Source organism: Rhodobacteraceae bacterium S2214 (genome assembly GCA_025141675.1).
Taxonomy (GTDB): domain Bacteria; phylum Pseudomonadota; class Alphaproteobacteria; order Rhodobacterales; family Rhodobacteraceae; genus Yoonia.
Genome location: CP081161.1, coordinates 2407656 through 2421374, shown reverse-complemented (window position 1 = coordinate 2421374; position 13719 = coordinate 2407656). Strand labels below are relative to the sequence as shown.

The 13719-nt window shown below is 55.7% G+C and carries 15 protein-coding genes; 5 read left to right on the top strand and 10 right to left on the bottom strand.

The window, feature by feature from the left end; all coding sequences use genetic code 11:
• Window positions 1-54: 54 nt before the first annotated feature.
• The 4 genes from K3729_12120 to K3729_12105 all read right to left on the bottom strand — a co-directional run bounded on the left by K3729_12120 (window position 55) and on the right by K3729_12105 (window position 3311).
• Complete coding sequence (locus K3729_12120) at window positions 55-354, bottom strand: septum formation initiator family protein (GenBank protein UWQ98204.1); 300 nt, start codon at window positions 352-354, stop codon at window positions 55-57.
• A 105-nt stretch (window positions 355-459) separates the two neighbouring features.
• Window positions 460-1062 carry a hypothetical protein gene (locus K3729_12115; GenBank protein ID UWQ98203.1) on the bottom strand — a complete coding sequence of 201 codons (603 nt, stop codon included), beginning with the start codon at window positions 1060-1062 and terminating at the stop codon, window positions 460-462.
• A gap of 56 nt (window positions 1063-1118) precedes the next feature.
• A complete protein-coding gene (locus tag K3729_12110) occupies window positions 1119-2012 on the bottom strand; it encodes a fructose bisphosphate aldolase (GenBank protein ID UWR01038.1) in 894 nt (297 codons plus the stop codon).
• 120 nt (window positions 2013-2132) lie between these two features.
• Window positions 2133-3311, bottom strand: a complete 1179-nt coding sequence (locus K3729_12105) for a phosphoglycerate kinase (protein UWQ98202.1) — start codon at window positions 3309-3311, stop codon at window positions 2133-2135.
• Between the two features lie 128 nt (window positions 3312-3439).
• Here K3729_12105 and K3729_12100 point away from each other — a divergent pair, with 128 nt between their 5' ends.
• From K3729_12100 to K3729_12090, 3 genes are all read left to right on the top strand, one after another.
• Window positions 3440-3946 carry a peptidylprolyl isomerase gene (locus K3729_12100; protein ID UWQ98201.1) on the top strand — a complete coding sequence of 169 codons (507 nt, stop codon included), beginning with the start codon at window positions 3440-3442 and terminating at the stop codon, window positions 3944-3946.
• Window positions 3939-4484: a peptidylprolyl isomerase gene (locus K3729_12095; GenBank protein ID UWQ98200.1), complete on the top strand. Its 546-nt coding sequence runs from the start codon at window positions 3939-3941 to the stop codon at window positions 4482-4484. The genes K3729_12100 and K3729_12095 overlap by 8 nt, the downstream gene beginning before the upstream one ends.
• Before the next feature lie 166 nt (window positions 4485-4650).
• On the top strand, window positions 4651-5424 hold the full coding sequence (locus tag K3729_12090; protein UWQ98199.1) for a hypothetical protein: 774 nt from the start codon (window positions 4651-4653) through the stop codon (window positions 5422-5424).
• Here K3729_12090 and K3729_12085 read toward each other — a convergent pair.
• From K3729_12085 to K3729_12075, 3 genes are read right to left on the bottom strand one after another with little or no spacing between them, the layout of a single operon-like run.
• Window positions 5421-6797: a YdiU family protein gene (locus K3729_12085; GenBank protein ID UWQ98198.1), complete on the bottom strand. Its 1377-nt coding sequence runs from the start codon at window positions 6795-6797 to the stop codon at window positions 5421-5423. The genes K3729_12090 and K3729_12085 overlap by 4 nt on opposite strands.
• On the bottom strand, window positions 6794-7246 hold the full coding sequence (locus tag K3729_12080; protein UWQ98197.1) for a GNAT family N-acetyltransferase: 453 nt from the start codon (window positions 7244-7246) through the stop codon (window positions 6794-6796). The genes K3729_12085 and K3729_12080 overlap by 4 nt, the downstream gene beginning before the upstream one ends.
• Window positions 7243-8181, bottom strand: a complete 939-nt coding sequence (locus K3729_12075) for a nucleoside hydrolase (GenBank protein UWQ98196.1) — start codon at window positions 8179-8181, stop codon at window positions 7243-7245. Before K3729_12075 ends, K3729_12080 begins: the two co-directional genes overlap by 4 nt.
• Before the next feature lie 307 nt (window positions 8182-8488).
• Between K3729_12075 and K3729_12070 the strand changes: the two genes are divergently transcribed.
• Entirely contained in the window at window positions 8489-8740 is a 252-nt protein-coding gene (locus tag K3729_12070; protein ID UWQ98195.1) for a hypothetical protein, read from the top strand.
• Window positions 8741-8784: 44 nt separating this feature from the next.
• Here K3729_12070 and ilvN read toward each other — a convergent pair whose 3' ends face one another.
• The 3 genes from ilvN to K3729_12055 form a co-directional block, all read right to left on the bottom strand.
• Window positions 8785-9357 carry an acetolactate synthase small subunit gene (gene ilvN / locus K3729_12065; GenBank protein ID UWQ98194.1) on the bottom strand — a complete coding sequence of 191 codons (573 nt, stop codon included), beginning with the start codon at window positions 9355-9357 and terminating at the stop codon, window positions 8785-8787.
• A 78-nt stretch (window positions 9358-9435) separates the two neighbouring features.
• On the bottom strand, window positions 9436-11187 hold the full coding sequence (locus tag K3729_12060; protein ID UWQ98193.1) for an acetolactate synthase 3 large subunit: 1752 nt from the start codon (window positions 11185-11187) through the stop codon (window positions 9436-9438).
• A gap of 405 nt (window positions 11188-11592) precedes the next feature.
• Window positions 11593-12657 (bottom strand): hypothetical protein, encoded by a 1065-nt coding sequence (locus tag K3729_12055; GenBank protein UWQ98192.1) that lies wholly within the window; start codon window positions 12655-12657, stop codon window positions 11593-11595.
• Window positions 12658-12997: 340 nt separating this feature from the next.
• Here K3729_12055 and K3729_12050 point away from each other — a divergent pair, with 340 nt between their 5' ends.
• Window positions 12998-13627 carry a chloramphenicol acetyltransferase gene (locus K3729_12050; GenBank protein ID UWQ98191.1) on the top strand — a complete coding sequence of 210 codons (630 nt, stop codon included), beginning with the start codon at window positions 12998-13000 and terminating at the stop codon, window positions 13625-13627.
• The last annotated feature ends 92 nt before the right edge of the window (window positions 13628-13719 follow it).

The following is a 13719-nucleotide window of genomic DNA, read 5'->3' as shown; positions in this document are numbered from 1 at the left end:
CATCCGCAGCGAAGCCACATTTTGTCCGCTCAACTATCCCACGACCAGCCAAACCTACTGAATAACAATCTCGTCTGCACGGATCATGCCCAGCACATCGCGCGCTTGTTCGTCCAGAAGGTCCAGATCAAGGTAGTTATCCGACAACCGCCGTGTCAGGTTTTCCATGCGTGCCACTTCGGCGTGTAGGGTCGCGAGCTCTTGGGATAGCGCGCGACCCTCTGCTGTGACTTCCGCACGTTTGAACACCCCGTAATCACCCTGCACGGCGGCAAAAGTGAAATACAGACCCATGGCCAACAGACCTAGGAAAGAAAGGAGTGTGCCCATCGCTGGGCGGCTACGTTTTCGCATCGGTGCCTCAAAATGCCGTCTTCTTTGGACGATCTATCGCTAGAATCGCACATCCGAATCACTTTGTGAATCCTAAAAATGCACCGCCATGCAATTAATGGCGGATTAATCCGGCATCCAAGCCTGCGTCGCAAAACTGCCGGTGATATAGTGGCATTCGGGGGCGCTTGGCGGTTCGCCACACAGGTGGCCTGCGATGGTTCCCGCGACATATCCGATGTCGTCGACCGGATCCGGTGTCAGCTCTGTCAGGGTCACGCGTAGATCGCTTTGCGTGCGTGCGACGACGTCTTCCGCGAATTGTCCTGCCGTGAAAAGCGTGGCGCTTGTGCCTGTGCTAGGGGCGGCTTGCGCGAAGGTGGCGGTGATATTGATCAGGCCTGCGCCTTCAAGCAGGCGGTCGCCGCTGTCATAGCCGACCAGATACAGCGTATTGGGCATCGGGCCGCCTTCGGCCAGAAACTCGGCGCTCAAGTCGATGACGTCGGTTGAGAAATCTACCGTTTCCCAATCATAAAGATCACCCGCGATGGACAGGTGAATTGTACCAAGCTTTGGGATATCCCGCAGGGGATGATCGCTTTGCTGCCAATTTGGGCTACCTTCCGCTGCGACTTGCGTCCATGCGGGCGGGATACCATCCAGCACTGGTTCTTCGACAGGCGTGCAGGCCACCAGTCCCAAAAGAACAAAACTATATCGTAGCATCACCACGCCCCCTTGCTTTGGTGCAACTTAGCCGTGCAAGTGGGCGTGGTCTAGCATTAGCCAGCCACAGAGGCCGCGTAGATCGCATCGATTGTTTTGGACAATTCGCTGTTGAAATCAGCGTCGTCCTGCTGGGCAGACAGGCCTTCGGTCAACGCCCGAGAGAAGCTCGCGATGATGCCCTTGTTCTGGGCCAGACGCGTATTGGCTTCTTCACGGTTGTAGCCACCAGACAGCGCCACGATGCGCAGCACCTTCGGATGGTCGACCAATGATTGATATTGGTTTGCGACTTCCGGCAGCGTCAGTTTCAGCATGACTTGCTGATCGTCGGGCAGGGCGTCCAATTGCTTTGTGATCGCGGCCAGCAGCAGGTCTTCGGCTTCTGCTTTGTCAGCGATAGAAATCGTGACCTCAGGCTCCAGGATTGGCATCAAACCGTGCGCCAAGATCTGTTTGCCAACCTCGAACTGTTGGGCGACGATCGCATCAACGCCGTCAGCATTGGCCGCCGAGATAACAGAGCGCATTTTGGTTCCGAAAATACCGGCATCAGCCGCCTTTTTCAAAAGTGCATCCAGACCGTCGATCGGTTTCATCAACTGAACGCCGCCCTCTGCATCGCACAGGCCCTTGTCGACTTTCAGGAATGGGACAACGTGGTGATCTTCCCACAGTGCCGTTGCCGCAGGCTTACCGTCGATCTGGCGGTCCATCGTCATTTCAAACAAGATTGCGCCGACGACCTTATCGCCCGTAAAGGCGGGGGCATTCACGATGCGGGACCTCATCCCGTGGATCAATGAAAACATTTCGTCTTCGGTTTTGTAGGCATCTTCTGTGACGCCGTACAATTTGAGTGCTTTTGGGGTTGAACCGCCACTTTGATCCAAAGCTGCGATAAAGCCTTTGCCGGCCCGAACCTGTTCCCACTGCGCTTGATTAGACATGTCTAGCATCACCAATTTCCTTGCAATTGACTGGGTCACCCCCGTTACCCAATGTCATTAGGCGCGGGGGATGATCCTTGCAATTATGGTTACGCTAACTGTTAGCGCTAAACTGGTATTCTAGTCGTCTAGGGCCGCGACGCCCGGCAAAACTTTGCCTTCCATCCACTCCAAGAAGGCCCCGCCAGCGGTTGAAATGTAGGTAAAACTGTCCGCCGCGTCCGCTTGGTTCAGCGCGGCTACGGTGTCACCGCCACCCGCAACAGAGATCAGCGCACCCGATTCTGTCAGGGCTGCAGCTACCTTGGCGGCGCCATTTGTAGCCCGATCAAACGGTTCGATTTCAAACGCACCCAACGGGCCGTTCCAGACGAGGGTTTTGGCGCCCGCCAGAACTTCGGAGATGTATGTCACCGTGTCCGGACCCGCGTCCAAGATCATTGCGTCCGCAGGGCAGGCGTCAGGGGCGACTGTTTCATTGTCTGCACCAGCCTTGAATTCACGCGCTACAACGATGTCGCGCGGCAGGATGATTTCGCAGCCCGCCTTTTTGGCTTTGCCAAGGATATCACGGGCTGTATCCGCCAGATCGTGTTCGCACAGGGATTTGCCGACATCGATGCCTTGGGCCGCAAGGAACGTATTCGCCATGCCGCCACCGATCACCAGATGATCGACCTTACCGACAAGATTGCCGAGCAAATCAAGTTTCGTGGACACTTTCGCGCCGCCAACCACGGCCACAACCGGACGTTTTGGCGTGCCAAGGGCCGCTTCCAGCGCACCAAGCTCTGCCGCCATCAGACGACCTGCACAGGCGGGCAACAATTTCGCAATGGCTTCGGTCGACGCATGCGCGCGGTGAGCTGCAGAAAAGGCGTCGTTCACGTAGATATCGCCGAGTGACGCCAAACGCTTTGCAAAGCCTTCGTCGTTCTTTTCTTCGCCAAGATTAAACCGCAGGTTTTCCAGCAGCAGTACGTCGCCGTCTTCCATTTCAGCGACGGCATCAGCGTAATCACCATCCACGAATGTCACAGGCAAACCAAGCGTGTCTGACACCGCACCTGCGATGTGTTCCAGCGACATTTCAGGAACGACCTGACCCTTCGGACGACCAAAGTGAGCCATCAGGATAACTTTGCCACCCGCGGCCTGAATATCGTCAACAGTCGCGGCAATCCGCTCAATGCGAGTTGTATCCGTTACGCGCCCGTCTTCCATCGGCACGTTTATGTCTACGCGGACCAACGCGCGCTTGCCCGCAAAGTCCATATCATCAAGGGTTTTCCACGCCATTTGCCGTCTCCTAAGTCTGGGTTGTGTCTTACCTGAGGGAAGGACCCGAAAACGTCAACTAGCCGTCCCTTGGCAATTGCCGCTTTGGGCCATATGTCTAGGCCAACCTAAAAACACGGGAGCGCCCAATGGCCGATATTAAAGATCCAGAAAACACGATCATCATGACACTGAAAAACGGTGACGTTGTGATCCAGCTTTTGCCTGATGTGGCACCACAACACTGCGAGCGGATGAAGACACTCGTGCGCAATGGCGACTACGACAACGTGGCGTTTCACCGCGTGATCGACGGCTTCATGGCGCAAACAGGCGACGTGGCGAATGCGAACATGGAAAAAGATTACAACCCGGGCCGCGCAGGCACAGGTGGCTCGAACATGCCCGACCTGCCAGCGGAATTCTCCAAGATCCCACACGCACGCGGGTCTATCGGAGCTGCACGGTCTGCGAACCCGAACTCTGCGAACTCCCAGTTCTTCATCAACTTCAAAGACAATGACTTCCTGAACGGCCAGTACACTGTTTACGGTCAAGTCATCGAAGGCATGGAGCACGTTGACGCAATCGTAAAAGGCGAACCACCTGCGAACCCTGATCGTATGGTGAAAGTTGTGGTGGCTGCTGATGCTTAAGTTTGCTGCCGTTCTTGCACTTGTCGCAGGTCCTGCGGTGGCGACAGGTCTTGAAATCGACGTGACAGGTGAGGCCAATGGCACCATCAAGATCGACCTTTTCGAAGATGTAGCACCAAACCACGTAGCCCAGATCACTGCGATTGCAGAAGCGGGTGATTACGACAACGTCGTATTCCACCGTGTGATTGAAGGTTTCATGGCGCAAACCGGCGATGTCAAAAATGGCGTCGCGGGTGGCAACCTGTCCCGTGCGGGTACTGGTGGGTCTGACCTCGGCAACATCAACGCGGAATTCTCTGATCTTCCGTTTGATCGTGGCGTCGTCGGCATGGCGCGGTCGCAAAACCCGAACTCTGCGAATTCGCAGTTCTTCATCATGTTTGCACCGGGTCACTTCTTGAACGGTCAATACACAGTGGTTGGTGAAGTTACCGAGGGCATGGACGTTGTCGACGCGATCAAGCGCGGTCAAGGCCAAAGCGGGTCTGTTGCGGGCACGCCTGACGTGATGAGCGCCGTACGCGTAACGGAATAACGCATCATACTTGATGTGCAAAAGGCGGGTCCAATAGGGCCCGCCTTTTTTATTGGGCAACCACGTTTCCTTTTGGGAAACACTGCTGTGACGCTACGACCGATGGTTGTGTCAGGTCGCAAGGCTGTTAGTGTCGCGACTTGTTGAGTTTAGTGGTGATACAGATATGCGACCAGATTTTCTAACTTACGGTTTGATAGCAGTGCTACTGGCTGGCTGCGGCGGTGGCGCGTCGAATACGGCCGAAGTAATGACATCTGTTCCGACGCCAAACCAACCCGCAACCCCGACACCAGATACGCAAACGCCCGCCGTGACGCCGCCGGCTGTATCTGACACCTCAATTACGCTTTCACAGGTGAACGCGAACGCTGCTGGGTTCGCGGCTTTGTTGACGGAAATAGGAGCACGCGAAGACCTGACTGAGCTGGCTCCGCTAGATTCTGTCGCCGACCTGCAGGCACGGGGCGGTGCGACTTATGACGGTGTCTTTTACGTCTATGGCAACGCTTCGCGTGTTGATGGATTTGTCGGCAACAGCGTTATTGAAATCGGCTTTGATGATCCTTCGAACCCAAGCGTTGCAGGCGGTGCGGATGGTTTCATCTATGTGGATGGGCCGGAATTAGCGGCTGTCGTGGAAACGGATTCTTTTGTGCCGATCGCCAGCGATACGCCGACTTTCGATGCCGAAGGGTCGATCACTTTCACAAACGGCGAATTGGCCAATACGTCCGGTGTCGCTGCTGCCGGATTTGAAATCGCGGGGACGCTCAGCGCCGATACCGGTGGTGGGACCACGCAAACAGTAAATGTAACAGGCGCAATGGCCGTCTTGTTCGACGGGGATCAGGCGTTTGGGGTCGGGGGCGATATCAGCGATCCGTCCTTTGACCTGAGCACCCCAGAAGTCTTCTTTTTTGGTAATGCAGACCGCTAGGTCCCGCAAAATGTGCGGGTGACCTGTTCCTCCTCGGTCGGAGCCTTGGCGAATCCCTTGGTCGCGTCAGTGAGCGGCGCAAAAGGATCCGTGACGGCTGCCAAAAGTGCGTGAAACGGTGCAAAATCCCCGGAAACCGCGGCTGTGATCATCGCTTCGACATTGTGGTTGCGCGGAATGATCACAGGGTTCACCGGCTCAGCATCGCGACGTTTGGTCCAGCGATCATGCCACGCATCAAATGCATCGCGGTCCATGAATTGATCCCGCGCATCGTCAAGATTGGCAAAGACGTTCGTGAAATCGGCACCGTCCGCCGCCATCAGGTCCAGTAGATCGCGCGCAAGGTCATTATCGGCCTCTGTCATCACGGTCAGGCCCAGCTTTCGCCCAAAAACACGCCGACGTTCAGCTTGAAAGATGTTGTCGAAGCCGTTGACCACAATCGTAAATTCTTCAATCGCGGCGTCGCGATCATCCATCAGGGGAATAAGGGACGTGGCAAATTGGGCCATGTTCCACGTCGCGATTTGCGGCTGGTTTTGATAGGCGTAGCGACCAAATTGATCAATCGCGCTGAACACGCGTTCGGGGTGATAGCTGTCCATGAAGGCGCAGGGCCCGTAGTCAATCGTTTCACCCGCAATTGATGCGTTGTCGGTGTTCATCACACCGTGGATAAACCCAAGCCCCATCCATTCCGCGATCAGTCTGGCCTGCCGCGCAATCACGGCATTCAGTAGGTCGCTTGGACCTGTCGCATCCGGATAATGCCGCGCAATTGTGTAGTCGGTCAGGGCCTTCAACGCATCCATATCGCCGCGTGCGGCGTAAATCTGGAACGTGCCGACGCGGATGTGGCTGCTGGCAACGCGGGTCAGCACAGCACCGGGCAGGACGGTTTCACGCACCACAGGTTCACCCGTCGATACAGCGGCTAAGGCGCGCGTTGTGGGAACGCCAAGCGCATGCATGGCTTCGGACACGAGATATTCGCGCAACACAGGACCAAGCCAGGCGCGCCCGTCGCCACCACGTGAAAACGGCGTACGACCGGACCCTTTCAGCTGGATGTCGAAGCGTTGATTGTCGTGAACAACTTCACCCAACAAAAGCGCGCGTCCGTCGCCCAGTTGGGGGTTCCAGTTCCCGAATTGATGGCCCGCGTAAAGCTGCGCAAGGGGGGCGGCACCGTCTGGAATGGTATTGCCCGCAAACACAGCCGTGTCGTCATCGTCAAACGTAATCCCAAGTTCCTTGGCCAGTTCATCGTTACGGATAATCAAATGCGGGTTTCCGACGGGTGTCGGTGTCACCTCAGCGAACATATTGGCCGGTAAGCGACTGTAAGAATTATCGAAATGCGCCTTCATGACAGAATATCAGTCACCACTGACCGGGTGCTATCTGTCCGAAAACCAACGCGTTTCCAGAAATGCAGCAGCGGATTGTCCGCTGCGCCAAGTTCAGCATGCAAAGCTTTCACACCGCCCGCACGCAAGGCCACAGCGACCGCGTGCAAAGTTTCGGTGCCAATTCCGCGTTTACGGACAGACGGGCGCATATAGATTTCTGAAATCCAGCCGACCATACCGCCAGCCTCAACGCTCCATGCGAAGGTGACCAGCACGTAACCCAACGGGGCGCGGGCAGGGCCGATCAGCCAGATGGCACCCAGTGGGTTTCCTTCAAGCAAAGGGGCGGCCACCGCTGCACGGTGGGCGTCGTCGTAAGGAAGCCCTTGTTCGGTATGGTGTTTTTCCATCAACGCGAGGCACAATTCGGCGCTATCGGGCGTCGCAAGGTTCACGGCGGCGCTCATAGTCTTGCCAACCGTGTGGCAAGCAAATCAAAGAAACCGTCAGCGTCGATATCTTTCATGAAGGTCGCGTTAGCCGGTCGATCCGACACGCGCCACCAATCCGCGACTGTGGCCCCAAGCGTCAGTTCCGACGTTGTCTCGATCTCGACGTTGATGTGGCGGCCTGCGAACAAATCCGGCTGGATGAGGTAGGCAATCACGGTTGGGTCATGCAGCGGCGCGCCCTCTGATCCGTACTTTTCCATGTCGAACCTTTCAAAAAAATCGGTCCAAGCAGCGACCATGTCGCCGACCTTGGTCCCCATAGCGCGGAACTTATCAACGCGGGCTTTGGTGGTCAGCGCCTTGTGGGTCACATCAAGCGGCATCATCGTGATCCTCACGCCGGATTTCATCACGATATCAGCAGCTTCTGGATCGACGTAAATGTTGAATTCGGCGCTTGGTGTGATGTTGCCACCTTCAAAATAACCGCCGCCCATGAGCACAATTTCTTGTACCTTTTCAACGACATCCGGTGCGCGGTCGAATGCAGTCGCAATATTCGTCAAAGGACCAAGCGGGCACAACGTAACGGTACCTGTATCTTCGCGGCGCAGCGTTTCGATAATGAAATCAACGCCGTGCTGGTCCTGAAGCGGCATGGTCGGATCATCCATTTGCGGCCCGTCCAGACCGGTCGATCCGTGAACATGTTCGGCTGTGATCAGTTTGCGATTTATGGGTGCGTCACAGCCCGCGAAGACCTTTGTTTCGGGGAAACCAGCCAATTCGCAAACGATGCGTGCATTCTTTTCGGTCAGGGGCAGTGGTACGTTACCGGCGACGGCCACAACGCCCAAGACATCAAGGTCTTCGGGTGACGCAAGCGCCAACAAAATGGCGACCGCGTCGTCTTGGCCGGGGTCCGTGTCGATGATGATTTTGCGGGGCATGAAACGTCCTTTTGATTCCGCGTCACTGTGTCGGTTTGGGGCAAAAGGGGCAAGGGCTGGCGGCGCGATAACGTGGCGCGCGAAGGCTGATTTGCGCCGATGATTGCGTTGGTTTTGGCGCGTCGTCCGCCGAATTCAGGCTGATTTTTAAGCGATCCTTTTTACGCTGTATCGCAAGGATGATTTCAGCAACTCATGGCCGAAATTGGACATCAACGCACAACCCCATGGTGGGTCTAAGACGTTGTGGTCAAAAGGGTTTCGGGAAGCATCAGCTTTTCAAGATCCGAAAAATGGAGACATGACCATGACAACGCAAATGAAGCTCACAACGCCTGCAATCGCATTGATGATGACAGCCGGGGCTGCGTCCGCACAGGCCGCAAGTATCGATGTGAATGGGGATGGAATGTATAGTTTTCCGGAACTGCAGGCCGCAATGCCCGAGATCACCGAAGACGCTTATGTCGTACTGGATGTGAACGGGGATGGCCTACTGGAAGCTGACGAAATTACGGCCGCAATCGAAGCGGGTCTGATCGTCAATCCAGAAGAATAACAGATAGATGCGCACGGCGGGGACGCCTGCCGTGAGCATGATTTTTAGACGTGTGCGTCTGGTCCGCGCGACAGGGCAGCGACGCCCGTACGTGCGACTTCCTGAAGGCCCAGCGGACGCATCAGGTCAGCAAATGCGTCGATCTTTTCAGGCGTGCCTGTGATCTCAAACACAAATGATTCCAACGTGCTATCGACCACATTGGCGCGGAAAATATCGGCCAAGCGGATCGCCTCAATCCGGTGATCGCCTTTGCCAGCGACTTTCAGCAGCGCCAGTTCACGTTCCACAGATGGGCCTTCGACAGTCAGGTCGTTGACGGTGTGCACGGTGACAATCCGGCCCAGCTGCGACTTGATCTGCTGGATCACTTGCGGCGTCCCAGACGTCACAATCGTGATCCGTGACTGATGACCGGTGTGGTCAATTTCAGCCACTGTCAGGCTTTCGATGTTGTAGCCGCGGCCTGAAAACAGGCCGATGACACGGGCCAAAACACCCGGTTCGTTTTCGACGATGACCGCCAATGTGTGCTGTTCGACCGTATCGCCAAACGGCGTTTTCAGGTCATAGGCAGAGTGGCTGGAGGCGCCTTTTTTGAGTTTGAGTGGTGACATGGTGATGTCCCTTTTTCGCATTTTTTGCATTGTGACTGACGTGCACAATGCGTGCACAACCCGTGCACAGGTGTGTCATTAAACGAGGACTGCGCCGCCCGCCTTGATTGCCCCTTGCGTGTCCGCGTCGCCCAGCAGCATTTCGTTATGCGGCTTGCCTGACGGGATCATCGGGAAGCAGTTTTCGTGCTTTTCGACCAGACAATCGAACAGGACCGGACCGTCGTGCGTGATCATTTCCATGATCGCATCGTCCAGCGTGTCGGGGTCGTGGCACTGGATGCCTTTTGCACCAAACGCTTCGGCCAGTTTCACGAAATCGGGCAGGGATTCAGACCAGCTGGATGAATAGCGTTCGCCGTGCAGCAATTCCTGCCATTGACGGACCATGCCCAGACGTTCGTTGTTCAGGATGAACTGTTTGACGGGCAGGCGGTACTGCATCGCGGTGCCCAGTTCCTGCATGTTCATTAGCCATGACGCTTCTCCTGCCACGTTGATGACCAGCGCGTCAGGATGCGCCATTTGTGTACCGATGGAGGCAGGGAAGCCGTAGCCCATCGTGCCCAGACCACCGGAGGTCATCCAGCGGTTCGGGTCTTCAAAGCCAAGGTATTGCGCGGCCCACATCTGGTGCTGGCCCACTTCGGTTGTGATGTAGCGGTCGTGTTTCTTGGTCAGTTCCTCAAGGCGCTGCAACGCGTACTGCGGCTTGATGATCTTGCCTTCTTGTTTGAAGCTCAGACAGTCGACTTTTTTCCATTCGTTGATCTGGTCCCACCATTTGGCCAGACCTTCTTTGTTGGTCTTGCGTCCGTTGGCCTTCCAAACTTTCAGCAGGTCCTCAAGAACATGGGCCACGTCGCCCAAGATCGGCATATCAACGTGGATCACCTTGTTGATGGATGATGCGTCGATGTCGATGTGTGCTTTCTTCGATCCCGGTGAAAACGCATCAAGACGCCCTGTGATCCGGTCGTCGAAACGCGCCCCGATGTTGATCATCAGATCGCAGTCATGCATCGCCATGTTGGCTTCGTACAGCCCGTGCATCCCCAACATGCCCAGCCAGTTGTCGCCGGATGCAGGGTAGGCGCCCAGACCCATCAGCGTAGATGTGATCGGGAAACCTGTCGCCGCAACCAGTTCGCGCAGCAGTTGGGAGGCCGCCGTGCCAGAGTTGATGACGCCGCCGCCTGTATAGAAGATCGGGCGTTTTGCCGTTTCCATCGCTTTGGCGAGTTCGGTGATCATTTCCAGATCGCCTTTGACCTGCGGCTGGTAGTGCGTTTCCATCTGCTTTTTCTGGGAATAGGCCCCAGTTGCAAATTGCACGTCTTTCGGAATGTCGATCAGCACCGGACCCGGACGGCCAGACGTTGCGACATGGAACGCTTCGTGCAGTGTTTGCGCCAGATCGTCGGTTTCTTTGACGAGCCAGTTATGTTTCGTACATGGCCGTGTGATGCCAACGGTGTCGGCTTCTTGGAACGCGTCGGACCCGATCATGAATGTCGGCACCTGACCGGTCAGAACCAGCAATGGGATGCTGTCCATCAATGCATCCGTCAGCCCCGTGACGGCGTTTGTCGCACCCGGGCCGGATGTCACCAAGGCCACACCAACCTTACCAGTGGATCGCGCATACCCTTCGGCTGCGTGAACCGCACCTTGTTCGTGGCGGACCAGAACGTGTTTGATATGGTTTTGCTGGAAAATCTCGTCGTAGATCGGAAGGACGGCACCACCGGGATATCCAAAGACGACTTCCACGCCCTGATCTATCAGAGCCTGTACTACCATTTTTGCGCCGGTCATGGCTTTTGTCATATCACTCGCGTCCTTCGCGTCAGTTTTCAAATCGATTGGCAACGTGGGGTGCCGGTCGTGTTCTCACAAAAAAGCCCCCGATGTTATCGAGGGCGCATGGGAAGCTGTTATGGCTTTACCGTTACCGGCCCATGCGCGTTATATTCACCACTAGAATGACGATGTTCATCTCAGGCTCCTTCGTGTGGGGACACACTATGCAGATGAAAAAGGGGGGTCAACGCCTGAGTTGGAGAAAATGTCGTCAGAAGGCGATTTTTCGCAACTTTGTTAAAGGTGGCGTTTTTGGGTGCGGCGTTCATGGGAAAGCAAAAGGCCCGCCACATTGGTGACGGGCCGTTTCAATCAGGTGTTGGTGCATCCAAGCCTAGCAATCGCGGGGCCCGTCGATGTGAGCACCGATAATTAGTTCGCGTCAAAGCACCCGGCGTTACCAGCCTGACACCGTTCATTGAGGAAGAGGCCAAATTCGGCTTCGCCCTCGACGTCGTCGAAAAGCGTTGTCGCAACGCCACCAACAGTTGCGTCTTCAAGGAACCCTTCGCCAAGAGTGATCGCACCTGCGATGGCTGATGCTTCTTCGCCGCCCAATGCCCCTTCGTAAGTGCCGACGCTTTCGAGGTCCTGAAATTCGACAGTACCAGCGAATTGACCGTCAAGATCGAATTCAGTTGCTGTCAGGATAATGGTCTGCAGGTCGACGGCCAGCCCGTCGGGATCATACACACGATCATAGATAGATCCGTTGACCTGACGCTCGCCAAAATCGACATTGACGAAGATATCGCCGGTAATCAGCGTAGCAGCTTCTGGTACAAGTGATGGATCCGCGCCGTTGCCGGTCGTCAGAAGTGACCCGATGTTGGACAGGCCAACATAATCACCTGCAAAGCTTGCAAGTCCTGCTGGCGCCGCTGTGTACGCGACCTGCTGAACGACCCCACCGCCGAAGTAACGGTTGAATTGTCCGCCATCCATCACAAGAACAGCATTGAGACCAGCGTCATCAGATTCGGCTGCAAAGCCTGTAAATGCGCGATCAAGCGGGTCATCTTGCTTCACAAAGCGCGCATAGCCATCCACTGTTCCTGCTGCGATGTATTCTTGCAGAATGTCATTGCCGTCCAATGCGATTTGTACGGTCAAGGTGCCAGCTTCTGGATCGAACGAGGCGGTGCCAACATCGCCTGATGCGACTGCCCGTGTTGTCGCTAATTCAGCGGAAGGATCGGTCGGGGCCGCAACGACTGGCGGCTGCGCACGCGGCAGGTTTTTGGGATCGGCCGCTTCGCCTGGCGATGGTGGTACGACTGTGCCATCTGTTGGTGTATCGACGACTTCGGTCGGCGTTTCAGGGGTTTCCGCCTCCACGGCAGGAATGTCCGGCGTTGTAATGACTTCGTTGCCTGAGCTGTTGCCGCAGGCAGACAAGGTTGCTGCAGCGACGGCTAATCCAAACAACTTATTCATTTGTACATTCCTTTTTTGACCACTCATATGTTGTAAAAGCGGCGGTTGGCTGAAAGTCAATCTGTAACCGCAAGTTGAGCGTAGTTTTCAATATCTCACACATTGAATACACTTCTAAGGCGTTAAGATGGCAAAGTTCGTTCCTAATCAAGGACAAGCAGCGATACCGGATCATATTCGAAATCAACCTCGCGGTCGGGCGTCTCAAATATCATCTCAGTGGTCCTGAAACCGTTGGCAAGGCAGGCTGATGCGATTGGACGTGACTTTTTCCCCGTAGATTTTCAGGCCTGTCGGGTCCATGACAATACGGCCTGCATTCTAGGCTAAAAGGCACGTTATGACCGAGACAATTGTAGATTTAGAGACATGGCCCCGTGCTGCCCAGTTTCGCTGGTTTCGCACCTATGATCGCCCGCATTATGCAACCACGTCTCGTTTGGACGTCTCGCGTTTAATCGCGCGGCGTGGCGCGTCGGACTTTTCTGTGTACCGCGCGAGCCTGTTTGCGATTGGCTGTGGCCTGCATGCGGTGCCCGAGCTGCTGATGCGGTTTCGAAGTGACACGGTTGTGCGCCACGCGACGACGCATTTGTCGATGCCAGTGCCGACTCCGCAGGGGAGTTTTAACTACGCCTATGTTCCGTTTATCTCAGACTTCGCGGAGTTTGATCCCCAGACTAAAGCAATTTTACACGCCGCCGCCGCCGCTGACGAATTGAATGCTGTGGGGGCGGGGACCGACGATGTGGCTTTCTTGTCCTGTATGCCGTGGCTGGATTATACGTCGATCAACAACGCGATGCCCCATAAAGATGACAGCATTCCGCGGGTCACTTGGGGCAAATATGTGTCTGAAGCGCACGAATGGAAAATGGCCATGACGCTCGAAGTGCATCACGCGTTGGTCGATGGCGCGCATGTCGGTGCGTTTTTTCAGGCGGTTCAAGATACGCTCGATCAGTTTTAACGCTAACAGGCGACGGGTTGGTCCTAGACCACCGTCCCGCATCCGCGTATCAGGCCCGCGCAACATGACCCGATAGACTGGGCGGCGGGAGG

What these genes read in the sequence shown, in the direction of transcription:
- K3729_12120 (UWQ98204.1), bottom strand. Translation starts at nt 354, where the DNA reads ATGCGAAAACGTAGCCGCCCAGCGATGGGCACACTCCTTTCTTTCCTA.
- K3729_12070 (UWQ98195.1), top strand. Translation starts at nt 8,489, where the DNA reads ATGACAACGCAAATGAAGCTCACAACGCCTGCAATCGCATTGATGATG.
- K3729_12090 (UWQ98199.1), top strand. Translation starts at nt 4,651, where the DNA reads ATGCGACCAGATTTTCTAACTTACGGTTTGATAGCAGTGCTACTGGCT.
- K3729_12060 (UWQ98193.1), bottom strand. Translation starts at nt 11,187, where the DNA reads ATGACAAAAGCCATGACCGGCGCAAAAATGGTAGTACAGGCTCTGATA.
- K3729_12080 (UWQ98197.1), bottom strand. Translation starts at nt 7,246, where the DNA reads ATGAGCGCCGCCGTGAACCTTGCGACGCCCGATAGCGCCGAATTGTGC.
- K3729_12105 (UWQ98202.1), bottom strand. Translation starts at nt 3,311, where the DNA reads ATGGCGTGGAAAACCCTTGATGATATGGACTTTGCGGGCAAGCGCGCG.
- K3729_12115 (UWQ98203.1), bottom strand. Translation starts at nt 1,062, where the DNA reads ATGCTACGATATAGTTTTGTTCTTTTGGGACTGGTGGCCTGCACGCCT.
- K3729_12085 (UWQ98198.1), bottom strand. Translation starts at nt 6,797, where the DNA reads ATGAAGGCGCATTTCGATAATTCTTACAGTCGCTTACCGGCCAATATG.
- K3729_12110 (UWR01038.1), bottom strand. Translation starts at nt 2,012, where the DNA reads ATGTCTAATCAAGCGCAGTGGGAACAGGTTCGGGCCGGCAAAGGCTTT.
- K3729_12075 (UWQ98196.1), bottom strand. Translation starts at nt 8,181, where the DNA reads ATGCCCCGCAAAATCATCATCGACACGGACCCCGGCCAAGACGACGCG.
- K3729_12095 (UWQ98200.1), top strand. Translation starts at nt 3,939, where the DNA reads ATGCTTAAGTTTGCTGCCGTTCTTGCACTTGTCGCAGGTCCTGCGGTG.
- K3729_12055 (UWQ98192.1), bottom strand. Translation starts at nt 12,657, where the DNA reads ATGAATAAGTTGTTTGGATTAGCCGTCGCTGCAGCAACCTTGTCTGCC.
- K3729_12050 (UWQ98191.1), top strand. Translation starts at nt 12,998, where the DNA reads ATGACCGAGACAATTGTAGATTTAGAGACATGGCCCCGTGCTGCCCAG.
- K3729_12100 (UWQ98201.1), top strand. Translation starts at nt 3,440, where the DNA reads ATGGCCGATATTAAAGATCCAGAAAACACGATCATCATGACACTGAAA.
- ilvN (UWQ98194.1), bottom strand. Translation starts at nt 9,357, where the DNA reads ATGTCACCACTCAAACTCAAAAAAGGCGCCTCCAGCCACTCTGCCTAT.